At 68.3% G+C, this 20,362-nt stretch carries 22 protein-coding genes, 1 tRNA gene and 1 pseudogene; 16 read left to right on the top strand and 8 right to left on the bottom strand.

Annotated features, from left to right (window positions below; genetic code table 11):
* Positions 1-44 precede the first annotated feature (44 nt).
* Positions 45-1,253, top strand: a complete 1,209-nt coding sequence (locus WH5701_RS02470) for a type IV pilus twitching motility protein PilT (RefSeq protein ID WP_006170319.1) — start codon at positions 45-47, stop codon at positions 1,251-1,253.
* 35 nt (positions 1,254-1,288) lie between these two features.
* On the opposite strand, the gene WH5701_RS02465 is transcribed toward WH5701_RS02470, so the two are convergent.
* Positions 1,289-1,471 carry a hypothetical protein gene (locus WH5701_RS02465; RefSeq protein WP_006170318.1) on the bottom strand — a complete coding sequence of 61 codons (183 nt, stop codon included), beginning with the start codon at positions 1,469-1,471 and terminating at the stop codon, positions 1,289-1,291.
* Between the two features lie 42 nt (positions 1,472-1,513).
* Positions 1,514-2,569 carry a tRNA (adenosine(37)-N6)-threonylcarbamoyltransferase complex transferase subunit TsaD gene (gene tsaD / locus WH5701_RS02460; RefSeq protein ID WP_006170317.1) on the bottom strand — a complete coding sequence of 352 codons (1,056 nt, stop codon included), beginning with the start codon at positions 2,567-2,569 and terminating at the stop codon, positions 1,514-1,516.
* A 108-nt stretch (positions 2,570-2,677) separates the two neighbouring features.
* On the opposite strand from tsaD, the gene WH5701_RS02455 reads away from it, so the two are divergent.
* The gene (locus tag WH5701_RS02455; RefSeq protein ID WP_006170316.1) at positions 2,678-3,175 is read left to right on the top strand and encodes a photosystem I reaction center subunit III (PsaF); all 498 of its coding nucleotides are present in this window, start codon (positions 2,678-2,680) and stop codon (positions 3,173-3,175) included.
* 11 nt (positions 3,176-3,186) lie between these two features.
* On the top strand, positions 3,187-3,303 hold the full coding sequence (locus WH5701_RS02450) for a photosystem I reaction center subunit IX (protein ID WP_006170315.1): 117 nt from the start codon (positions 3,187-3,189) through the stop codon (positions 3,301-3,303).
* A gap of 169 nt (positions 3,304-3,472) precedes the next feature.
* Here WH5701_RS02450 and gmk read toward each other — a convergent pair whose 3' ends face one another.
* Positions 3,473-4,045 (bottom strand): guanylate kinase, encoded by a 573-nt coding sequence (gene gmk, locus WH5701_RS02445; RefSeq protein ID WP_037980098.1) that lies wholly within the window; start codon positions 4,043-4,045, stop codon positions 3,473-3,475.
* A gap of 67 nt (positions 4,046-4,112) precedes the next feature.
* Between gmk and WH5701_RS02440 the strand changes: the two genes are divergently transcribed.
* Both WH5701_RS02440 and tatC read left to right on the top strand, forming a co-directional pair.
* Entirely contained in the window at positions 4,113-5,909 is a 1,797-nt protein-coding gene (locus tag WH5701_RS02440) for an NFACT family protein (protein WP_156776498.1), read from the top strand.
* A complete protein-coding gene (tatC, locus tag WH5701_RS02435; RefSeq protein WP_006170312.1) occupies positions 5,906-6,721 on the top strand; it encodes a twin-arginine translocase subunit TatC in 816 nt (271 codons plus the stop codon). The genes WH5701_RS02440 and tatC overlap by 4 nt, the downstream gene beginning before the upstream one ends.
* A 16-nt stretch (positions 6,722-6,737) precedes the next feature.
* On the opposite strand, the gene WH5701_RS02430 is transcribed toward tatC, so the two are convergent.
* Positions 6,738-7,088, bottom strand: coding sequence for a DUF3067 family protein (locus WH5701_RS02430; RefSeq protein WP_037979451.1), 351 nt, complete (start codon positions 7,086-7,088; stop codon positions 6,738-6,740).
* A 147-nt stretch (positions 7,089-7,235) separates the two neighbouring features.
* Between WH5701_RS02430 and petC the strand changes: the two genes are divergently transcribed.
* The 5 genes from petC (at position 7,236) to WH5701_RS02405 (ending at position 10,590) form a co-directional block, all read left to right on the top strand.
* Positions 7,236-7,772: a cytochrome b6-f complex iron-sulfur subunit gene (gene petC, locus WH5701_RS02425; protein WP_006170310.1), complete on the top strand. Its 537-nt coding sequence runs from the start codon at positions 7,236-7,238 to the stop codon at positions 7,770-7,772.
* A gap of 46 nt (positions 7,773-7,818) precedes the next feature.
* Entirely contained in the window at positions 7,819-8,751 is a 933-nt protein-coding gene (gene petA, locus WH5701_RS02420) for a cytochrome f (protein ID WP_006170309.1), read from the top strand.
* 69 nt (positions 8,752-8,820) lie between these two features.
* Positions 8,821-9,681, top strand: a complete 861-nt coding sequence (lgt, locus tag WH5701_RS02415; RefSeq protein ID WP_037980093.1) for a prolipoprotein diacylglyceryl transferase — start codon at positions 8,821-8,823, stop codon at positions 9,679-9,681.
* 38 nt (positions 9,682-9,719) lie between these two features.
* Positions 9,720-10,490: a precorrin-4 C(11)-methyltransferase gene (gene cobM / locus WH5701_RS02410; protein WP_006170307.1), complete on the top strand. Its 771-nt coding sequence runs from the start codon at positions 9,720-9,722 to the stop codon at positions 10,488-10,490.
* Positions 10,491-10,518: 28 nt separating this feature from the next.
* A tRNA-Val gene (locus WH5701_RS02405) sits at positions 10,519-10,590 on the top strand.
* Positions 10,591-10,630: 40 nt separating this feature from the next.
* Here WH5701_RS02405 and WH5701_RS02400 read toward each other — a convergent pair.
* Positions 10,631-11,050: a tellurite resistance TerB family protein gene (locus tag WH5701_RS02400; protein ID WP_006170306.1), complete on the bottom strand. Its 420-nt coding sequence runs from the start codon at positions 11,048-11,050 to the stop codon at positions 10,631-10,633.
* A gap of 68 nt (positions 11,051-11,118) precedes the next feature.
* Positions 11,119-12,747, bottom strand: a complete 1,629-nt coding sequence (locus tag WH5701_RS02395; RefSeq protein WP_006170305.1) for a Ppx/GppA phosphatase family protein — start codon at positions 12,745-12,747, stop codon at positions 11,119-11,121.
* A gap of 111 nt (positions 12,748-12,858) precedes the next feature.
* Here WH5701_RS02395 and WH5701_RS02390 point away from each other — a divergent pair, with 111 nt between their 5' ends.
* Both WH5701_RS02390 and WH5701_RS02385 read left to right on the top strand, forming a co-directional pair.
* Positions 12,859-13,740 (top strand): 4-hydroxybenzoate polyprenyltransferase, encoded by an 882-nt coding sequence (locus tag WH5701_RS02390; RefSeq protein WP_006170304.1) that lies wholly within the window; start codon positions 12,859-12,861, stop codon positions 13,738-13,740.
* On the top strand, positions 13,737-14,666 hold the full coding sequence (locus WH5701_RS02385) for an LD-carboxypeptidase (RefSeq protein WP_037979444.1): 930 nt from the start codon (positions 13,737-13,739) through the stop codon (positions 14,664-14,666). The genes WH5701_RS02390 and WH5701_RS02385 overlap by 4 nt, the downstream gene beginning before the upstream one ends.
* Here WH5701_RS02385 and ispD read toward each other — a convergent pair.
* On the bottom strand, positions 14,663-15,352 hold the full coding sequence (gene ispD, locus WH5701_RS02380) for a 2-C-methyl-D-erythritol 4-phosphate cytidylyltransferase (protein WP_037979441.1): 690 nt from the start codon (positions 15,350-15,352) through the stop codon (positions 14,663-14,665). The genes WH5701_RS02385 and ispD overlap by 4 nt on opposite strands.
* 78 nt (positions 15,353-15,430) lie before the next feature.
* Here ispD and WH5701_RS02375 point away from each other — a divergent pair, with 78 nt between their 5' ends.
* Genes WH5701_RS02375 through fabG form a run of 3 tightly spaced genes read left to right on the top strand, consistent with a single transcriptional unit; the run spans position 15,431 to position 18,246 of the window.
* Positions 15,431-16,279: a glycosyltransferase family 9 protein gene (locus WH5701_RS02375; RefSeq protein WP_037979438.1), complete on the top strand. Its 849-nt coding sequence runs from the start codon at positions 15,431-15,433 to the stop codon at positions 16,277-16,279.
* 29 nt (positions 16,280-16,308) lie between these two features.
* Entirely contained in the window at positions 16,309-17,439 is a 1,131-nt protein-coding gene (locus WH5701_RS02370; protein ID WP_006170300.1) for a TrkA family potassium uptake protein, read from the top strand.
* Positions 17,440-17,487: 48 nt separating this feature from the next.
* Entirely contained in the window at positions 17,488-18,246 is a 759-nt protein-coding gene (gene fabG / locus WH5701_RS02365) for a 3-oxoacyl-[acyl-carrier-protein] reductase (RefSeq protein WP_006170299.1), read from the top strand.
* A 7-nt stretch (positions 18,247-18,253) separates the two neighbouring features.
* Here fabG and WH5701_RS02360 read toward each other — a convergent pair whose 3' ends face one another.
* Complete coding sequence (locus WH5701_RS02360; RefSeq protein ID WP_006170298.1) at positions 18,254-18,502, bottom strand: hypothetical protein; 249 nt, start codon at positions 18,500-18,502, stop codon at positions 18,254-18,256.
* 199 nt (positions 18,503-18,701) lie between these two features.
* On the opposite strand from WH5701_RS02360, the pseudogene groL reads away from it, so the two are divergent.
* Positions 18,702-20,362, top strand: a pseudogene (groL, locus tag WH5701_RS02355) (chaperonin GroEL); the annotation flags it as partial.

Below are 20,362 nucleotides of genomic sequence, written 5' to 3'. Positions count from 1 at the left end.
GCTGAGTTTCGAGCAATGCTGAGCGCGATGGCCGCACCCAACCCGTGAACCCGCTCGAGAGCAACAGCGCTCCCCAGGCCATGGTCGAGGCCACAGCCGTCAGGCTGCCGCCCCCACCTCCGCCGGCGCCCTCACCAGTGGGTTCGTTCGATCCCATGCCGGAACCCGCACAACCCACCTTTGGCGATCTGCCAGCCAGCCTTGAAGCCATCGTGGCGATCGCCGAAGCCAGGGGTTACTCCGATGTGCATCTCGGAGTCGGTGAATCACCGCGTTTCCGAGGCCAGGGGATCATCCTGACCACGGGTTGGCCCATCACAGACCGGGAGCAATTCCGGCGCTGGCTGGAGGAGATCCTGCAGCCCACCGACCTGGATCGCTTCGGCAACGACCTCGACTTCGACGGGGCCCACGCCTTCCCCTTTGCGCGCATCCGCATCAACCTGCTGGAGAGCGTGCGCGGCCCGGCGATGGTGCTGCGGCTGATCCCCCTCGAGGTGCCGAGCCTGGATCAACTGGCCATGCCGCCGGTGTTGAAAGAGTTGGCCACCTATCCGAAGGGGCTGGTGTTGATGACCGGACCCACAGGCTGCGGCAAGAGCACCACCCTTGCCGCCATGATCGACTGGATCAACAGAACCGCTGCCAAACACGTCATCACGGTCGAAGATCCGGTGGAATTCGTTCACACCAGCCGCACCAGCCTGATCCGGCAGCGGCAGGTGGGGCATCACACCAAGCACTTCCACACGGCACTGAGAGCGGCGCTGCGGGAAGATCCCGATGTAATCCTGATCGGTGAAATCCGCGACCGAGACACCCTCTCCACCGCCCTCGAAGCGGCTCAGACCGGCCACCTGGTGTTCGGCACCCTCCACACCAATTCAGCGGTGCGCTCGGTCGATCGGGTGATGGGACTATTTGATCCGCAGAGCAAGGAGCAGATGCGCCGGGAGCTGGCGGAATCCCTGCTGGCGGTGATCTCCCAGGGGCTGATCCGCACCCGGGGTGGGAGTCGCACGGCCTATCACGATCTGTTGGTCAACACTGAAGCCTGCCGGGATTACATCCAGCGGGGGGATCTCGATGAAGTGGAACAGATCATGGCCCGCAGCGCCTTTGACGGGATGCAGACAATCAATCAGTCTCTGGCAGCGCTGGTGGAAGAAGGAGCGGTGGCCCCCCAGGAAGCCCTCTCCCACAGCCTCAAGCCGAACGAACTGGCCCAGACATTGCGCGGCCGGATCAGCTGAAACACCGGATCAGCTGATCCGGCCGCGGTTGCCGCTCAGGAGCGGGTGGCCAGACGGATCAGCAGCAGACTTGCCAGACCCAGTGACAGGCCAAGCATGGCCAGGCGTCCGTTCCAGATCTCAGCCTGGGGGGTGAAGCCACGTCGCCAGGCGTTGAGTTCCTGGGGATCGACATCGACGGGCTCAAGCCGGTTCTCGCTGATCTCAGCAGGGGCCATCTGTTCTCGTCTCAAGACAGAGTTGAAAACACTCTAAAGGGATTAACAACCGGACCGTGTTTCGTAAAGGCTGCCGGCCTGCTCGAGAGGAAGCCGTGCCAGTACCCCCAGATCGCAGCCGCTGCGGGCCCCGCCGGCCAGACGGGCCGCGGCCGCCACGCCGATCATCGCGGCGTTGTCCGTGCAGTAGGCCAGGGGAGCGACACGCCAGTGCAGGCCGAGGGCATCGCAGCGTTCCTCCATGGCCTGGCGCAGGCGGCGGTTGGCTGCCACCCCGCCCACCAGCACCACGGTGTCCAGCCCCTGATCCAGGGCGCAGCGACAGCTCCGCTCCACCAGCACGTCCACCACCACCCGCTCGAAACTGGCGGCGATGTCGGCCAGCGGCAGCGCCTGGGGCTCCTGCTCCAGGCGCTGTACCAGCCGCAGCACCGCGGTTTTGAGACCACTGAAACTGAAGTCGTAGGGATGGAAGCCACCCTCAGGCCTGGACACCCGTCCCTTGGGCAAGGGGAAGCGCTCGGGATCGCCGGCGGCAGCCGCCGCCTGGATGGCGGGGCCGCCGGGATAACCCAGTCCCATCAGCCGCGCCACCTTGTCGAAGGCCTCCCCGGCCGCGTCGTCATGGCTGCGCCCGAGCCGCTGGTACGCCCCGACCCCCTCCACCCGCACCAGCTCGGTGTGACCGCCACTGACCAGCAACACCAGGTAGGGGCCTGGCGGCAGGGGCTCCCCCAGCTGCACCGAGCAGAGGTGACCCTCCAGGTGGTGCACCCCCAGGAAGGGCAGGTCGTGCAGGCGGGCGAGGGTACGGCCGGTGACCGATCCCACCAGAAGGGCCCCCACCAGGCCCGGCGCCACCGTGGCGGCGATGCCATCGAGATCGCCGTAGCTCAGGCCCGACTCGGCCATCACCCGCTCCACCAGGTGGGGCAGGGCTTCCACATGCCGCCTGGAGGCGATTTCCGGCACCACACCCCCCCAGCGGGCGTGCTCCTCCACCTGGGAGGCCACTGCGCCGGCCAGCACCGTGCGATCGCGCACAATCGCAGCCGCTGACTCGTCACAACTTGTTTCGAGGGCCAGAACCGTTGGCATGGCGCCCAGGGAGCTCCCTTACTGTCCGCGTGTGACATCCTGCCCCGCGGCCCCACGCCGATGCAGGGCTCCGCAGGGCACTCCCCCCGGCTTCTACCCAGGCTCTCCATGCGACGTCTTCTCCCCCGCCTGTGCGCGGTTCTGCTCTCGGCCTTTCTCCTTATCGGCTTTGCGCCCGTGGCTTCGGCTACGGAATCGGTGGCAGGCCTGACCCCCTGTGCCGAGAGCCCCCGCTTCCAGCAGCGGGCCTCGGCGGCCAGCACCGACCAGGCCAATGCACGGTTCAACGCGTACAGCCAGGCCCTCTGCGGCGATGACGGCCTGCCCCGCCTGATCGTGGATGGCCGCTTCAGCCATGCCGGTGATTTCCTCATTCCCGGCCTCCTCTTCCTTTACATCGCTGGCACGATCGGCTGGGCCGGCCGCTCTTACCTAATCGCCATTCGCGGCAGCAAGGACGCCACCATGCGGGAGATCCAGATCGACATGCCCCTGGCGTTCAAATCCACCCTGGCCGCAGCCGTCTGGCCCCTGGCCGCCTTCAACGAGTTCGTCGGCGGAAAAATGATTGAAGCCGACTCCAAAGTGACCGTTTCCCCCCGCTGATTCCTGGAACCATGAAAAAATTCCTCACCACTGCTCCCGTTGTGGCCGCCATCTGGTTCACCTTCACGGCGGGCCTCACCATTGAGATTTTCCGGCTCTTCCCCGACCTGATCCTTCACCCGCTTTGAAGGAACTCTCGTTTACGCTTTAGTCGCGGTGCCCTGCAGAACCTCCAACGACTGATCGACAGGACCAACGGATGTCTGCCCGCGATGTCCTGTCGTTCTGCCAACCGGCTTCCGACTGTCATTCAGATTCAATCAGCGGCCCCTCGGGGCCGCTTTTTTATGGCGGCTGTCAGCCGGCGGCCAGTCCAAGGGCCGCTTCCAGCTCAGCCACGGCCACTTCCAGGTCGCCGTTCACCAGCACCGCATCGAATTCCGCTTCAGCCTCGAGCTCCTGGTGGGCGCGGCCGAGCCGCCGCTGGATGGCCTCCTCGCGCTCGGTGCCCCTCCCACGGATGCGCCGCTCCAGCTCCTCGAAGCTGGGGGGCTTGATGAACACCTGAAACCCTTCCGGAAAACTACGCCGCACCTGACGGGCCCCCTCCAGTTCGATCTCCAGCAACACCGATCGTCCCTGGGCCAGCTGGTCCTCCACAGGGGCCCGCGGCGTGCCGTAGAGATAGCCAGCGAACTCAGCCCACTCCAGGAAGCCACCCGCCTGAACCTGAGCCTCGAAGCGCTCGCGATCGAGAAAGCGATAGGTGACCCCATCGATGTCTCCTGGTCTGGGTGCCCGGGTGGTGGCCGACACCGAAAGCCAGAGGCCGGGATGGCGCTGCAGAAGAGACGCCACGAGTGTGCCCTTGCCCACACCACTGGGGCCGCTGATCACGGTGAGCCGTCCTGGCGTTGAAGGCGATCCCATGAAGGTCTTCGGCTGGCCAGCAGAGTAGTGGGATCCCACCGCACGCTCCGGCTTGGAGCGGCAGCCCATGGCGCCCCAGACCCAGCCGAGCCCAGCCATCCAGGCCATGGACCTCACCACCTTGCGGGCGGTGCTGGCGGAGCTGCGTCCCCTGCTGGTGCCGGCCCGCTTCGAGAAGGCCCAGCAGCCCAATCCCCACACCCTGCAGCTGGGGCTGCGTGGTCTGAGCGGGATGCGCTGGCTGGAGATCAGCTGGCTGGCGGCGGCCCCCCGGCTGCTGGCGATCGATCCGCCGCCGAAACAGGGTGACGGCAGCACCCTGGCCCGCGTGCTGCAGCACGGCCTGGGGGGGCTGGCCCTGGTGGCGATCGAGCAGGAGGGCTTCGAGCGGGTGGTGGATCTGCATTTCGCACCCCGGCCCGGGGAGGCCAGTGGCCGCCGTCTGGTGGTGGAACTGATGGGCCGCCACAGCAACGTGTTCCTGCTTGATGCCCAGGGACGGGTGGTGAGCCTGGCCCGCCAGGTGAGGGAGCAGCAATCACGGCTTCGGCCGATCGCCAGCGGCTCCAGCTACGGACGACCACCGGCCCTGCAGTCGGATCCCCCCAGCCTCGAAGAATCCCAGGAGCACTGGCGGCGGCGGCTGCAGCTGGTGCCCGTGTCCCTGCGCCAGGCCCTGCAGCAGACCTACCAGGGAATCAGTCCGGCCCTGGCGCTGCAACTGGTCGATGGGGCGCCGGAGCCGGCGGCGGAGCTGCTGGCCCAACCGGTGGGCACGCTCAGCCAGGAGCACTGGGATCACCTCTGGGCGCGCTGGCAGCGCTGGTTGCACGATCTTGAGCAGGAGCGCTTCGGCTGGGAGGTCGATGACTCCAGGAGTGGCTCTGGCGGCTCAAGCCAGTACCGCTGCTGGGGCACCGCCAGCTCTGGCCCCGTGAACGCCCCCCTGGCGGCCTACTACCGCCAGCGGCTGGGCCAGGGGGAGCTGCAACGACGGCGGGCGAGCCTGGAGCTGAAGCTGCTGGCCGCCCGGGAGCGGGAGGAACGCCTGCGGCAGCAGCAGCAAGACCTGCTCGATCAGGTGGAGAGCGGGGATGATCTGAGCCGTCAGGCCGACGCCCTGCTCTGCCTGGCAGCTCCCAGCCGCGACCAGGTAGCCGAAGCCCAGGCCCTCTACCGGCGCGCCCGGCGGCTTCGGCGCTCGGTGGTCTCGATCACCCCCCGGCTGGAGCTGCATCAGCGCCAGCTTGACCGACTCGACGCCAGCCTGGCCTTCCTCGCCCTGCACGGCCCCGAGCTGAGCCACGGCCTCCACCACGACGGGGATCTGGAGGAGGCCCTCTGCCAGCTGCAGGCCCTCGAGCAGGAAAGCGAGGAACTGCTGGCCCGGGTAGGCACCGAAGGGCGCCGCTCCGGGCGCCGCGCTCCGCCCCGTTCAGCCCCTGCCAGCACCCCGTCCCCCCTGGAGTTGCTCACCCCCGGCGGCCTGAGGGTGCAGGTGGGCCGCAACCACCGCCAGAACGAGTGGATCAGCCTGCGCCAGGCCCGCCGTGGCGACCTCTGGTTCCACGCCCAGGAATGTCCCGGCAGCCACGTGATGCTCAAGGCGTCGGCCGCTGAGGCAGCCGACGCCGACCTCCAGCTGGCCGCTGACCTGGCCGCCCACTTCAGCCGAGCCCGTCACAATGGGCGGGTGCCGGTGCTGAAGGTGCCCTGCGATCAGCTGCAACGAATCGCCGGAGCTGCCGCCGGCACCGTGACCCACAAGGGGGGAGAGGTGGTCTGGGCCTCACCGCAGCGAGCCGCCCACTGGCTCGCTGCGGCGGAATCTGTGCCTAAGGTCCCAGCGGAGCCAGGGCCATGAGCGAACCAACCCCATCCACAGCCAGCAGCGGAGCCACCGAAACCGCCCTGCCCGCGCCAGCACCCATCCGCGTCAGCTGCCCGGATGAGTTCCCCGGCGAAGTGGAGATGAGCCTGCTGGAGCACCTGGAGGAGCTGCGGCGTCGCGTGCTGCGCAGCCTGCTGGCCCTCGTGGTTTCGGCGGCCGTCTGCCTGGTGCTGGTGCGCCCCCTGGTGCGCCTGCTGCAGGTGCCGGCGGTGGGAATGCGTTTCCTGCAACTGGCCCCGGGGGAATTTCTGTTCGTCTCCCTCAAGGTGGCCGGTTACGCCGGGCTCACCCTTGTGCTCCCCTACGTCCTCTATGAAGTGCTCTCCTTCGTGCTTCCCGGCCTGACCAGGCGCGAGCGCCGGCTGGTGGCCCCCGCGGTAGCGGCCTCGGCGGTGCTGTTCATGGCCGGATTGGCCTTCGCCTGGTGGGCGCTGGTGCCCGCGGCCCTGCGCTTCCTGGTGAACTACGGCGCCGATGTGGTGGAGCCGATCTGGTCAATCGAGCGCTACCTCGACTTCGTGCTGTTGTTGATGGTGGCCACTGGGCTGGCCTTTGAGCTACCGGTGCTGCAGCTGCTGCTCGGTGCTTTCGGTCTGGTGGGATCCCGCACCATGCTGGGGGCCTGGCGCTGGGTGGTGCTGGGCTCGGCCCTGGCCGGCGCCGTGCTCACCCCCTCCACCGACCCGGTCACGATGCTGCTGCTCACCGGAGCGATCACGGCCCTGTTCCTGATCGGGGTGGCGCTGGTGGCCCTGGTGGAGCAGGTGCGCCCCGAGCCCGCTTGACCACTCGCCGTTCGCGTCAGAGCAGAAATTCACTGCTGCGCCCATCCGCTGCGGGCTCCAGGGCCAGGCTCATCGCCTTGCCCAGCCGCGGCCGGTCCTTCGTGGTGCTGAGCCACCCCCTCACTTGCTCAGCCACCTGGAGGTTGTTGAGCACCTCCACCAGCTCCCGCAGGCGGGCTTCGTAGCCAGCGGCATCGAGGGGGAAGGACTGCTGCTCGAGGTAGGCCCACATCACCTGCAGGTACAACCGCCCGCGGCGCTGGACCAGCTGCAGGTCGTAGGAGGCCTGCCATCGGGAGCGCAGCAGCGCGATCACCTCTTCATAACGAAGTGGCGCTGGGGCGTGGGGGGCGGCGGGATCGGACAACAGCGAGGACGGCGGGGTGGAGCGCTCCGGGGGAGTGACAACAGCATGTTGCGGCAGCAGGTCAGACCCCCGGTCTGGGCCCCGGTTGCCGGAGGGGCAACGGTCATAATGGGCGGCACGTTGCTTCGGCACCCAGGAACGCCTCGTATGACCCAGATCCCTGTGAGCGATGTGCCCGGAATGGGTCGTCGGCAGTTCATGAATCTGCTCACCTTCGGCACGGTCACTGGGGTGGCCCTCGGGGCTCTCTATCCGGTGGCGAGGTACTTCATTCCCCCCAAGGCGGCCGGCAGCGGCGGTGGCATCACCGCCAAGGATGAGCTGGGCAACACCGTCACGGCCACGGGCTGGCTCTCCACCCACAAGGAGGGCGACCGAAGCCTGGTGCAGGGTCTCAAGGGTGACCCCACCTACCTGCTGGTGGAGGGTCCTGAGGCGATCGGCAGTTACGGCATCAATGCCATCTGCACCCACCTGGGCTGCGTCGTGCCCTGGAACAGCGGCTCCAACAAGTTCATGTGCCCCTGCCACGGCAGCCAGTACGACGCCACCGGCAAAGTGGTGCGTGGCCCTGCACCCCTCTCTCTGGCCCTGGCCAACGTCACGGTTGAGAACGACACCGTGTTCCTGAGCCAGTGGAGCGACACCGACTTCCGCAGCGGCGACAAGCCGTGGTGGGTCTGATCCACCGCGTTCTCCCTCTCCTTCGTCGCCCGTTCGCCCACCCCCCATGCGTCGCTCCCTCTCCCTGCTGCTGAGCTCCCTGCTCGTCGCTGCTGCCCTCTTGGTGGCTCCCCAGGCCAGCTGGGCCTACCCGTTCTGGGCCCAGCAGAATTACGACAGCCCCCGCGAAGCCACCGGCAAGATCGTTTGCGCCAATTGCCACCTGGCCAAGAAAGCCACCCAGGTGGAGGTGCCCCAGGCCGTGATGCCCGACACCGTCTTCAAGGCAGTCGTGAAGATCCCTTACGACACCACCCTGCAGCAGGTGGGGGCCGACGGCAGCCGCTCCGGGCTGAACGTGGGGGCGGTGGTGATGCTTCCCGATGGCTTCAAGCTGGCTCCGCCGGAGCGGCTGAGCGACGAACTGAAGGAAGAAACCGCAGGGGTGTACTTCACCCAGTACAGCGACAACGACCCCAACATCCTGCTGGTGGGCCCCCTGCCCGGCGACCAGCACCAGGAGATCGTCTTCCCGATCCTCTCGCCTGATCCCGGCAGCGACAGCTCCATTCACTTCGGCAAGTATTCGATCCACGTGGGCGGCAACCGCGGCCGCGGCCAGGTCTATCCCACCGGAGAGAAGAGCAACAACGGGGTCTTCAATGCCTCCGTGGACGGCACCGTGGCCGCCATCACCCCCGGTGAGAATGGAGCCTCGGTGGTGGAGATCAGCACCGCCGATGGTCAGAGCGTGAACGACACCATTCCCGCCGGTCCCACCCTCACCGTGGCGGTGGGTGACAGCGTCAGCGCCGGTGCGCCGCTCTCGGACGACCCCAACGTGGGTGGCTTCGGCCAGCTCGATGCTGAAATCGTCCTTCAGAATCCTGTCCGTCTCTACGGGATGATCGCCTTCTTCGCTGCGGTGGCTCTGGCCCAGATCATGCTGGTGCTGAAGAAGAAGCAGGTGGAGAAAGTTCAGGCCGCCGAGGGCATCTGACCCTTGGCCACCATGCCGTTCGCCTGAGTGCATTCGTTGGAGTTTCTCTCCCCGGCCACGGCCCTGGCCGTGTTCGCCTCGCCGGGGCCCCTGATCTTTCAGCTGGGCCCCTTTTCCCTGCGCTGGTATGGCCTGCTGATCGCCTTGGCGGTGCTGATCGGTCTGCTGCTGGCCACCCGGCTGGGGAAGGCCCGGGGCATCGACCCCGTGCTGATCGCTGACCTGCTGCCTCTGCTGGTGCTGGCGGCTGTTCTGGGCGCCCGCCTTTACTACGTGCTGCTGGAGTGGCGCCAGTATCAGCTCAACTGGCTGGAAGCCCTGGCCATCTGGCGTGGCGGCATCGCAATCCATGGTGCCCTGATCGGCGGCACCCTGGCGGTGATCGCCTATTGCCGCTGGCGCAAGCTGGCGTTCTGGAACCTTCTCGATGTACTGGTCCCATCCGTTGCCCTCGGCCAGGCGATCGGGCGCTGGGGCAACTTCTTCAATTCAGAGGCCTTCGGTCTGCCCACCGACCTGCCCTGGAAGCTCTACATCCCAACCCTCAACAGGCCTGGACCGTTCCTCGATCAGCAGTATTTCCACCCGACGTTCCTGTACGAATCCCTCTGGAACATCGCTGTGGTGGCCCTGCTTCTGTTTCTGTTCCGCGCAGGGATCAAGGGCAGCATCCCCTTGCCGGCCGGCGCCCTGAGCTGCGTCTACCTGGTGAGCTACAGCCTCGGCAGAGTCTGGATCGAAGGGCTGCGCACCGACCCCCTCTGTCTGTTCTCCACGCCGCCCTTCTGCGAAGGAGGTCTGCGCATGGCCCAGCTGATGAGCCTGCTGCTGATCGCTCTCGGCAGCTTCGGCCTCTGGTGGATCTACGGCCAGGAGCGCTCCCTGCCCGATCCTGGCGGTGCTCCTCCCTTGCCGCGGAACCACTCTTGATCGCAACGTCAACTCCTGTTCCAGGTGCTGCCAGCCCTGTGCGGATCGTGGGTGCAGGCCCAGGCGCCATCGATCTCATGACCGTGCGGGCCACCCGTGCCGTCGAAGCCGCGGACGTACTGGTGTGGACCGATTCCCTGGTGTCGCCCCAGATTGCCGCCCTGGCACCGCAGCACTGCGAGCGGATCCGCACCAGCACGCTCACGCTGGAAGAGGTGATGGAGCTGGTGGTGGAGCGGGCGCGGGCTGGATTGCGGGTGGTGCGCCTGCACGATGGTGATCCCTGCCTCTACGGAGCCCTGGCGGAGCAGATCTGCCGCCTGGCCGATGCTGGCCTGGAGGTGGAGGTGGTGCCTGGCCTGAGTGCCTACCAGGCCACCGCTGCGGCCCTCAAGGCCGAGCTCACGATCCCGGGACTGGTCCAGACCATCGTGCTCAGCCGTGCCGGCGGGCGCACGGGGGTGCCGGAGCGGGAGTCGCTGGCACATCTGGCCTCCCTGCGGGCCTCCCTCTGCCTGTACCTGAGCGCCCGCCATGTGGAGTCGGTGCAGCAGGAGTTGCTGGAGCACTACGCCGCCGACACCCCGGTGGCGATCGGCTACCGGGTGAGCTGGCCGGATCAGTGGCTGCAGGTGGTGCCCCTGGAGCAGATGGCGGCCGTGAGCCGGGAGCGACAGCTGATCCGCACCACCCTCTATGTGGTGAGCCCAGCACTGGCCGCCCCTGAGCAGGCCCGCTCCCGGCTGTACTCCGCCAGCCATGATCATCTGTTCCGAGCGGCCACCGCTGCAGGGGGGTCAGAGGGCTGAACCGCCGTGTTTTAAGATCAACGGGTGCGGGCGATTAGCACAGCGGTAGCGCACTTCCTTCACACGGAAGGGGTCACTGGTTCGAATCCAGTATCGCCCATTCTCTAATTCAGGTCTGAGCTCTGGCCGACTGAGCAGCATCAGGCTGCCACCGGACTGCAGACCAGCTCGGCATGCAGGATGTCCATCACCTCAAGAATCCGGGCTGATTCGCTGGTCTCAATCTCCAGCTGAGCCGCAAGATCAGCGAGGATCTGCTGTTCCTGGGCCACCAATGGCCCATCAGAGCGCATGATCTCAGCCGCCACCGCAAAGGCCGTGCGGCGCTCGTGGGGATCAAGTTGCAACGCCGCGCGGGCCATCAGGATCGGTGCCCCATCGCTGCGCAGATCAGCCAGCAACCGGTCGAACAGCTGAATCATCGCCGCATCCCCCATCTGATTGAAGGGCACGCGGTAGTCGAGCGAGTGGCGCAGGGCCCGGGAACCGGCGCGGGTGAGCACCCCATCCCAGGACACGGCGGCAAGGGCCACGGCCACGAAGGCGGTCGGAGAATCCATGGAACTGGCAGCAGGAATGTCCTGCCTCTGTCATGGCGACAGCAGGGCCGGTTCTGCGGTCGTCATCGCTACCGGCCGTCGGATTCCACCAGCAACCTCACCCCTGTGGCCTCCGCCAGGGGCTCGGCGCACCCCTGCAGGCTCCAGCGCTCCAGGCTCAGGTCAAGAGCTGAGGCCGGCTCGAGCCCGATGCTCAGCTCACTGGTGCTGCAGGAGATGCGCAGGCCTGCCACCGCCGGTGTGGGACGGCGATCGAGGGAAGCGGCCAGCCGCAGGAGCATCGCCATCGCGTTGACGGTGCGCCTCTGCTCACGCCCCGGCAGCAGCAGCCAGGCCTCGTGGCGCTTCTTGGGGAGGCTGCGGCGGTGGTAGCGGGCAATGGCCGCCACCATCAGCTGCTCGGTTTCGGAGTAGCCGAGCAGGTCGCCATGGCGGATCAGATACCAGCTGTGTTTGTGGTAGGCGCCGATGTTGATGTGCTGGCCCGAGCCATGCAGCATCGCCGCGGCCCAGAGCAGTTGCCGCCCCTCGCCCTCGTCGTGATGCAGCACCCCGCGGCAACGGTCGTAGAGGCTGAGGGCATGCTGGGCCACCCGATCCGCACGCGTCTGATCGACGCCATAGCGCTGGGCCAGCTGCAGCACCGTGCGCCGGCGGATGCCGCTCTGGTAGGCGAAGCGATCGACGATCAGGTCGTGGCGAAGCATCCAGTCGACGATCAGGCCTTCGCGCAGGGCCCGCTCGCTGATCACCATCTCCCCGGCCTGCAGCATCGCCATCGCCTGCTGCAGCACCAGCGCCCCCGGCACGATGATCTCGGCGCGGCGCTCATTGATCGCAGGCAGGGAGCGGCGCTGCTCCGGCGTCAGGGTCGTCAGCCGGTTCACCTGCTGATCGATCTGCTCCCGGCTCATGCGGAATCCCTGCAGGCGCAGGGGGGTGCGTTCCTGCTCGGCGGCCACCAGGGCAGCCAGGGCCGTGGCGGTGCCGCTGGTGCCCACCATCACCGGCACTTCCCCTGGCCGCAGCTGACGTTTCACCCGCTCCACGGCCGGCTCCAGTGACCCCTGGATGAACGCCCGCAGGAAGGTGAGCCGAGCCGGCGGCATTGGGTCCTCGCGGATGAAATCCCTCTGCAGACGAACCGCGCCGATGCGGGTGCTGGTGAGTTCACGGGCATCGGACCCGTCGGCCAGGATCAGCTCGGTGGAGCCGCCACCGATGTCGAGGATCAGGTGGGGGGTATCCCCGAAGGCCATGCCCGAGAGCACCCCGAGATAGATAAGGCGGGCCTCTTCCTGGCCGCTGACCAGATCCACCTCCAGACCCAGTTGCTCCTGCACCGCCTGCACGAACAGGCGGCCATTGGGTGCCTCCCGCACCGCGCTGGTGGCGGCCGTGAGGATCTGCTCCACCCCGTGGCTTTCAGCCAGCTGACGGCAGTGGCGCAGGGCGATGAAGGCGCGCTCGATCGCCTCGGGGGTGAGATCACCCGTCTCGGGATCCCGCTCCCCCAGCCTGGTGGTCGACTTCTCCGCCAGCACCAGGCGGAAGCTGCGCAATTCCGGGTCCACCGCCGCGATCAGCAGGTGAATGGAGTTGGTGCCGATGTCGATGGCCGCCACATGCCGGAGTCCAGCGCCGGGGCCCTGGCTGGCGGGAGCGGCCACCGTGGCGGCGGGGTCGGGAGGGACCATCGGGCGACCAGCCGGCACTGACCGCGTCACTTTGCCACCGAAGCACGCAACCAGTCGCCTCACGCCGCCGCCCCGGGCCGACCCAGCCCCGAAGCGCCGTAACCTGCGCCGATGAACATCCGCGCCTCCCTGCGGGGTTGGTTCGAGCTGCTGCGCTGGCACAAGCCCAGCGGACGTCTGATCCTGCTGATCCCGGCCGGCTGGGCCCTCTGGCTCACCCCCCAGGCGCCGCCAGCCCCCTCCCTGGTGGGTCTGATCGTGGCCGGCGGCCTGGCCGTGAGCGGCGCCGGCTGCGTGGCCAATGACCTCTGGGACCGGCGCATCGATCCCTTGGTGGAGCGCACCCGCACGCGCCCCCTGGCCAGTGGCCGGGTTGGAGTGGTCGAGGCCGTGCTGCTGCTGCTCGCCTGCCTGCTGGTCGCCCTGGCGGTGGTGCTGGCTCTGCCGGCGGCCGGCCGCGGCCTCTGCCTGGCCCTGGCGGCCGCCACCCTGCCGCCAGTGCTGCTCTACCCCTCGGCCAAGCGCTGGTTCGCCTATCCCCAGCTGGTGCTGGCCTTCTGCTGGGGGTTCGCCGTGCTGATCCCCTGGGCCGCGGCCACCGCCGGACTGGGAGGTGGCTGGCCCCTGCCGCTTGCCTGGCTGGCCACGCTGCTGTGGACCTTCGGCTTCGACACCGTGTACGCCATGGCCGACCGGACGGATGATGCCGTCCTGGGTGTGCGCAGCAGTGCCATCAGCCTTGGGGAGGGCGCTGCCACTGCGGTGGCCCTCTGTTATGCCGCCGCCGCCCTGCTGCTGGCGGTGGCGGCCACCGGCGCCGGAGTGAGCTGGATCTTCTGGCCCCTGTGGACCCTGGCGGCGGCGGGCATGCAACGGGAAGCCGGGCGGCTGCGGGGGCAGCCGCCGCGCTCGCGCTACGGGGAGCACTTCAGCCGCCAGGTGCAGCTCGGCTCCCTGCTGCTGCTGGCCCTGGTGCTGGGACGCGGGGCATGAGCGTCTGGTTGCCACCCCCCCTGCGGCCAGGGGACCGGGTGAGGCTGGTGGCAGCCAGCTCCGCCCTGGCGGAGCGCCAGAGGCTGGAGGCTGGCATCGCTGTGCTGGAGGGATGGGGACTGAAGGTGGAGCTCCCCTTTACCCCGGAGCGCCGCTGGGGTTATCTGGCCGGCCGGGATCATGAACGCCTGGCCGACCTGCTGCCGGATGCAGAGGCCAGCACTGGCGAACTGACAGCCTCTGTCGAGCCGGCCGCGCTGCTGGCCTGCGTGCGGGGAGGCTGGGGCGCAGCACGCCTGCTGGAGCAACCGCTGCCCCTGCCTGAGGGCTGGCTGCTGGGTTTCTCCGATGTGACCTCCCTGCTGCTGGCCCAGCAGGCCCGGGGCCTGCGGGGCGCAGTTCATGGTCCGATGGTCACCACCCTGGCGGCCGAGCCGCCCTGGAGCCAGGACCGGCTGCACCGGCTGCTCTTCGGCGAAGCGCCTGGGGCGTTGCAGGGAACCCCATGGCAGGGCGGGCAGGCCGAAGGACCATTGCTGGTGGCCAATCTCACTGTGGCCACCCACCTGCTGGGCACGGAACACCTGCCCGATCTCAGGGGGGCGGTGCTGATCCTGGAAGACGTGGGTGAAGCCCCCTACCGGATCGAGCGGATGCTCACCCACTGGCGCCTCTGCGGCGCGTTGCAGCAGCTGGCTGGGATCGGCTTCGGCAGCTTCCAGGGCTGTGAGGAACCTGACAAGGAGACGGTATCGGCCGGAGAACGCTTCAGCCTCGAGCAAGTGCTACGCGAACGCACTGCCGACCTCGGCATCCCCGTCCTCGCGGGACTGCCCGTGGGTCATGAGCCCGGCAACGGCGCCCTGCCCCTGGGGGTGCCCTGCCGCCTGGATGGGGAATGCGGCGAGTTGAGCCTGCTGCTCTAAGAACAGCCGCTGCGGGCAGCCAGCACCGCCTCGGCGATGGTGAGATCAAAAGGGGTGGTGAGCTTGATGTTTGAGGCTGAGGCCTCGATCACCCGCACCGGCCAGCCCAGGCGCTCGAACAGCGAGGCGTCGTCGGTGACACTCCAACCCTCGGCCGCTGCCGTGGCATGGCCGCGGCGCAGCTGGGCCAGAGGAAAGCCCTGCGGAGTCTGGGCCGCCCAGAGCGCCTGGCGATCGGGGGTGTCCTCGATGGTGCCGTCGGCCGCCACCCGCTTGATCGTGTCCGACACCGGCACCGCGGCAATCACAGCCTCTCCCCGGGCTGCCGCAGCGGCGCAGCGGCTGATCAGTTCCGGCTCCACCAGGCAGCGGGCGCCGTCGTGGATGAGAAGCGCTTCAGCGTCCGGCGGCAGGGCCGCCAGGCCGAGGCGCACCGAGTCCTGGCGGGTGTCACCGCCCTCGATCCAGTGCACGGGCCGATCGGGCGCCGCGGCCGCCACCAGGGCCGCCACCTCCGCCTGATCCCGGCTCTGGCCCACCACCCCGATCCAGCTGATCTCAGGCGTGGCGAGAGCCGCCTCCAGGGTCCAGGCCAGCACGGGGCGCCCTGCCACGGGCAGCAGCAGCTTGTTGCGCTCGGCACCCATCCGGCGGCCACTGCCAGCAGCGGCGATCAGCAAATGCACAAGGGACTCCCTCGCTGCGGACAAACCAGACCAGATTCATACAATCAGGCCGCCCGCCGCCCTTCAGCCACCGCTCCGATGCGTGTTCTTGTACTGATCCCGGGCGGCATGGCAACCCAGCTCCAGGCCATTCCGGCGGTGGCCGCCGTCGCCAACCATCTCCATGCCCAGGTGCAGGTGGCCTGCCCCGCCGGGGTGGCCGCGGCCTGGAAGCTGGTGCCGGCGGTGGAGAAAGTTCTTGGCTATGGCTTCGATCAGGGGGTGAGCCTGGCCGACTGGGCCAACCTGCTGGGGGGCGTGCGCGAACCCGATTTCCAGGTCTGCCTGAACCTGGGCAGCGGCTGGTCGATCGATCTGATGCTGTCCCTCGGCCACATCCCCACCCGGATCGCGACCGGGGGCTTCTCCGCCACCAGCATCGTCAGCCGACAGACTGGTTGGCCCAACCAGACGCTCGAGGCCTGGCTGCGCCCGATCGGCGTGCCCCTCGACGCGGCCAGCTACCGCCTCAGCCTGCCCAAAACCGCGCTGGAGAAGGCGATGGCCGCTGCGCCGGCAGGCGATGGCCCGCTGCTGCTGCTGGCTCCTGACCCCCAGCCCACGGCGGCAGAACCTGACTGGCCGTCGCAGCGATGGCAGGAGCTGCCGGAAGCGATCCGGACCCGGCTGCCCCAGCTGCGCGTGCAGCAGGCCCGCCCCGATGGCAGCCCCGTAGAGCGCGCCACCCAGGTGGCCGCCGCCGACGTGGTGCTCAGCAGCGATCCGATCACCACCGAACTCGCCCTCCTGAGCGGCACCCCCCTGGTGGCCCTGGGTCGCAGCGGCGACAGCCTGCCCTCCCGCCCTGGTGTACAAGGACTCGGTCTGGCAACGTCCCTGCACGAGCTCGATGTTGCTGACGTCTTGCAAGCCCTTGGCCTGGGCTGAGCGTCCCCTCTTCAACCCCGGCGCCTCGGATGCCTCCACCCACCAGGCGTCGACGCCCCAGGCCTCCCTCCTCCAGGATCCGGCAGCCCTGGCGATCCCCCCTGATCGCCCTGGTCGCCCTGGTGAATTTCTCGGCGGCGGGCTACCGCATCACCGAGGGCTGGGACTGGGGCGACTGCTACTGGATGGTGCTGGTCATCCTCACCACCCTGGGCTGGAGCGACGGCACCACCGAGCCCCTCTCCGGGGCCGGCCGTGTGGTCACCACCCTCTCGATCGCCGGGGGGTTGGTGGTGGTCCAGATGACCATCCAGGGCCTGCTTGGGCTCACCGATTCCGGCTACTTCCGCCGGATGCGCGAACTCCGCTTCCGCCGCTGGCTTCTCACGATGAATGACCACGTGATTCTCTGCGGCTATGGCCGCATCGGCCGGGAGATCGCCGACCAGATCACCGCCGAGGGCGTCCCCCTGCTGGTGGTGGAGATGGATCAGGGCCGCAAGGAGGCCGCCGAGGAGCATGGCCTTCCAGTGCTTCAGGCCGATGCCACCCTCGATGAAACCCTGATGGAAGCGGGCATTCACCACTGCCGCAGCCTGGTGGCCGCCCTGCCCAGCAACGCCGCCAATCTCTACGTGGTGCTCAGTGCCCGGGGCATCGCGCCCCGCTGCCGCCTGATCGCCCGCTCCGACAGTGATGAGGCGGCACGCAAGCTGCGGCTGGCCGGCGCCGATCAGGTGGTGAGTCCCTACGTGGCGGGTGGGCGCAGCATGGCTGCCACGGCCCTGCGCCCCCTGGCGGTGCAGTTCATGGACCTGCTGGCCGGATCGGACTGCGAGGTGGAGGAGTTTCAGCTCAGCAGCAACGGGCAGCTACTGGGCGATCTCAACGGCCGCACCCTGGCCGAGCTGGAACTGCGCCGGCGCACCGGGGCCCTGGTGCTGGCCGTGCGCATGCCCGCCCCGAAGGCGAACAACTCTTCCGTGTATCGCGGCATCACCAGCGCTCCCCTTCCCCCGAAACTGATCACCAACCCCAATGGCGATGTGAGGCTGCTGCCGGGCCAGTTGCTGGTGGTGATGGGCAGCAAGGAGGAATTGCAACGCTTCGCCCAGCTTCTGGGCCCCGCCCTCGAGGGGGTCGAAGCGATGACCAACTGAGGGCGGCCAGGGGGCGCATACGATCGCCCTCTCCTCGCCGCCCCTCCGATGACCGGATCCGCTGTTGCCCCACTCACGGGCCAGGTGGCTCTGGTCACAGGAGCCAGCCGCGGCATCGGCCGGGCCATCGCTCTGGAACTGGCCGCCAGCGGAGCGGAGGTGGTGGTGAACTATGCCGCTTCCGCTGACGCGGCCGAAGCTGTGGTGGCGGCCATCACCGCCGCCGGCGGCCGGGCCTGGAGTCACCGCGCCGATGTCTCCCAGGAGGCGGACGTGGAGGCCATGGTCAAGCAGGTGCTGGAGCGCAGCGGCCGCCTCGACATACTGGTGAACAACGCGGGCATCACCCGTGACGGCCTGCTGATGCGCATGAAGACCGCTGACTGGCAGAGCGTGATCGACCTCAACCTCAGCGGCGTCTTCCTCTGCACCCGTGCCGTCTGCCGCACGATGCTCAAGGCCCGCAGCGGACGCATCATCAACATCACCTCGGTGGTGGGGCTGATGGGCAACCCAGGCCAGGCCAACTACAGCGCCGCCAAGGCCGGTGTGATCGGCTTCACCCGCAGCACCGCCGCCGAGCTGGCCAGCCGTGGGGTCACTGTCAACGCCGTGGCCCCTGGCTTCATCGCCTCCGACATGACGAAAGACCTGGACGTCGAGCGGATCCAGGCGGCCATCCCCCTGGGTCGGCTCGGTCAGCCCGAGGACGTGGCCGGTGTGGTGCGCTTTCTGGCCGCCGATCCCGCCGCCGCTTACATGACTGGCCAGGTGCTGCAGGTGGATGGTGGCCTGGTGATGCGCTGAGGCCCGATCACGACTGGATCGGCTGCCCCAGCTCCTCCCTCAGGCGGCGGATGCGCTGCAGCAGCCGCAGCCGCCGACTGCGGGCCGTGATCGTGAGGAACAGGCGCAGGGGAACGTAGACCAGCGCCATCGCCAGTCCCAGGCCGGCGATGACCAGGAAGACCATCAGGCTGGCCCCCGAAACCGTGTCGATCGCAGGATCGGTGAGCGCATCGGCCACCGACGCCGAGAGGCTGGCGCGCAGGTTTTCCTCCATCTCAGGACCTTATCGGCAGATGGGGCCTGCCGCAGCGCCTGGGTGGGCGAGCGATTCGGCTTTCCCCACCAGCGGGACCCTGACTGGGCCCCGGCCGCTGTGGGACGCTGAATTCCATTGGGTGCGGTGGCCGTGCCCAGTTCCGCCTGGGAGGTCGTCCCACCCCGGCGTCAGACCTTCTCCACCTCCTGCACGACCGATGGCCAAGCTGATCAGTTTTTCCGACGCCTCCAGGGGCTCGCTTGAGCGTGGGGTGAATGCCCTGGCCGATGCCGTACGGGTCACGATCGGACCGAAGGGCCGCAACGTGGTGCTGGAGAAGTCGTTCGGAGCACCCGACATCGTCAATGACGGGGTGACGATCGCCAAGGAAATCAGCCTGGAGGATCCCTTCGAGAACGTGGGAGCCCGGCTGATCCAGCAGGTGGCCTCCAAGACCAAGGACCAGGCCGGCGATGGCACCACCACCGCCACGGTGCTGGCCCAGGCACTGGTGCACGAGGGACTGCGCAACGTGGCCGCCGGCGCCAACCCGGTGGGGCTGCGCCGCGGCATGGAGAGGGCGGCGGCCCGGGTGGTGGAGGGCATCGCCGCCCTCGCCCAGCCCGTTGCCGGTGACGCCATCCGTCAGGTGGCCACCGTGAGCTCCGGCGGCGATGAGGAAGTGGGCCGGATGGTGGCTGAGGCCATGGACAAGGTGAGCACCGACGGGGTGATCACCGTGGAGGAATCCCGCTCCCTCTCCACCGAGCTGGAGGTCACCGAGGGCATGGCCTTTGATCGGGGCTACTCCTCCCCCTATTTCGTCACCGATGGCGACCGCCAGGTGTGCGAGTACGACAACGCTCTGCTGCTCGTGACTGATCGCAAGATCAGCAGCATCAACGATCTGGTTCCGGTTCTGGAAGCCGTCTCCCGGGCGGGTGCTCCCCTGGTGATCCTGGCCGAGGAGGTGGCTGGCGAGGCGCTCGCCACCCTGGTGGTGAACAAGAACCGGGGAGTACTGCAGGTGGCGGCCGTTCGCGCGCCCGGATTCGGCGACCGCCGCAAGGCCATGCTCCAGGACATCGCCATCCTCACCGGCGCCACCCTGATCAGCGAGGACCGGGCCATGACCCTTGAGAAGGTGGCTCTGGGTGATCTCGGCCGCATGCGCAGGATCACGATCAGCAAGGACAGCACCACCATCGTGGGCACCGAGGACCACAGCGCCGCCGTGGCCGACCGCGTGGCCTCGATCCGCCGTGAACTGGAAGCCACCGACTCCGAGTATGACCGCGAAAAGCTGAACGAGCGCCTGGCCAAGCTGGCCGGCGGTGTAGCCGTGATCAAGGTGGGCGCCCCCACCGAAACCGAGCTGCGCAACCGCAAGCTGCGCATCGAAGACGCCCTCAATGCCACCCGTGCGGCAGTGGAGGAGGGAATCGTGGCGGGCGGCGGATTCACGCTGCTGCAGCTGGCCACGGAACTCGACCAGTTGATCGCCGACCTGAGCGGCGATGAGCGCACCGGCGCTGAGATCGTGCAGCGTGCCCTGGCGGCACCAGCCCGTCAGATCGCCAACAACGCCGGTGCCAACGGCTCCGTTGTGGTGGCCGAGGCCCAGCACCTTGGCAAGGGCTACAACGCCATCACCGGCGCTTACGACGACATGGTGGCCGTCGGCATCCTCGATGCCGCCAAGGTGGTGCGCCTCGCCCTGCAGACGCCGTCTCGATCGCCGCGCTGCTGATCACCACCGAAGTGGTGATCACCGACAAACCGGAACCACCAGCCCCAGCCGGTGCCGGTGGTGGCATGGACGGTATGGGTGGCATGGGCGGTATGGGAGATGGGTGGCATGGGTGGCATGGGCGGATG

It is taken from the genome of Synechococcus sp. WH 5701 (assembly GCF_000153045.1).
In the GTDB taxonomy this organism is placed as follows: domain Bacteria; phylum Cyanobacteriota; class Cyanobacteriia; order PCC-6307; family Cyanobiaceae; genus Regnicoccus_A; species Regnicoccus_A antarcticus.
The sequence above is the reverse complement of the archived record's forward strand: the minus strand, read 5'-3'. Positions and strand labels throughout refer to the sequence as shown.

What these genes read in the sequence shown, in the direction of transcription:
- WH5701_RS02400 (WP_006170306.1), bottom strand. Translation starts at nt 11,050, where the DNA reads ATGGATTCTCCGACCGCCTTCGTGGCCGTGGCCCTTGCCGCCGTGTCC.
- WH5701_RS02395 (WP_006170305.1), bottom strand. Translation starts at nt 12,747, where the DNA reads ATGGTCCCTCCCGACCCCGCCGCCACGGTGGCCGCTCCCGCCAGCCAG.
- tatC (WP_006170312.1), top strand. Translation starts at nt 5,906, where the DNA reads ATGAGCGAACCAACCCCATCCACAGCCAGCAGCGGAGCCACCGAAACC.
- WH5701_RS02375 (WP_037979438.1), top strand. Translation starts at nt 15,431, where the DNA reads ATGCGTGTTCTTGTACTGATCCCGGGCGGCATGGCAACCCAGCTCCAG.
- WH5701_RS02370 (WP_006170300.1), top strand. Translation starts at nt 16,309, where the DNA reads ATGCCTCCACCCACCAGGCGTCGACGCCCCAGGCCTCCCTCCTCCAGG.
- fabG (WP_006170299.1), top strand. Translation starts at nt 17,488, where the DNA reads ATGACCGGATCCGCTGTTGCCCCACTCACGGGCCAGGTGGCTCTGGTC.
- petC (WP_006170310.1), top strand. Translation starts at nt 7,236, where the DNA reads ATGACCCAGATCCCTGTGAGCGATGTGCCCGGAATGGGTCGTCGGCAG.
- tsaD (WP_006170317.1), bottom strand. Translation starts at nt 2,569, where the DNA reads ATGCCAACGGTTCTGGCCCTCGAAACAAGTTGTGACGAGTCAGCGGCT.
- WH5701_RS02455 (WP_006170316.1), top strand. Translation starts at nt 2,678, where the DNA reads ATGCGACGTCTTCTCCCCCGCCTGTGCGCGGTTCTGCTCTCGGCCTTT.
- WH5701_RS02440 (WP_156776498.1), top strand. Translation starts at nt 4,113, where the DNA reads ATGGCGCCCCAGACCCAGCCGAGCCCAGCCATCCAGGCCATGGACCTC.
- gmk (WP_037980098.1), bottom strand. Translation starts at nt 4,045, where the DNA reads ATGGGATCGCCTTCAACGCCAGGACGGCTCACCGTGATCAGCGGCCCC.
- WH5701_RS02385 (WP_037979444.1), top strand. Translation starts at nt 13,737, where the DNA reads ATGAGCGTCTGGTTGCCACCCCCCCTGCGGCCAGGGGACCGGGTGAGG.
- petA (WP_006170309.1), top strand. Translation starts at nt 7,819, where the DNA reads ATGCGTCGCTCCCTCTCCCTGCTGCTGAGCTCCCTGCTCGTCGCTGCT.
- WH5701_RS02360 (WP_006170298.1), bottom strand. Translation starts at nt 18,502, where the DNA reads ATGGAGGAAAACCTGCGCGCCAGCCTCTCGGCGTCGGTGGCCGATGCG.
- WH5701_RS02390 (WP_006170304.1), top strand. Translation starts at nt 12,859, where the DNA reads ATGAACATCCGCGCCTCCCTGCGGGGTTGGTTCGAGCTGCTGCGCTGG.
- WH5701_RS02465 (WP_006170318.1), bottom strand. Translation starts at nt 1,471, where the DNA reads ATGGCCCCTGCTGAGATCAGCGAGAACCGGCTTGAGCCCGTCGATGTC.
- WH5701_RS02450 (WP_006170315.1), top strand. Translation starts at nt 3,187, where the DNA reads ATGAAAAAATTCCTCACCACTGCTCCCGTTGTGGCCGCCATCTGGTTC.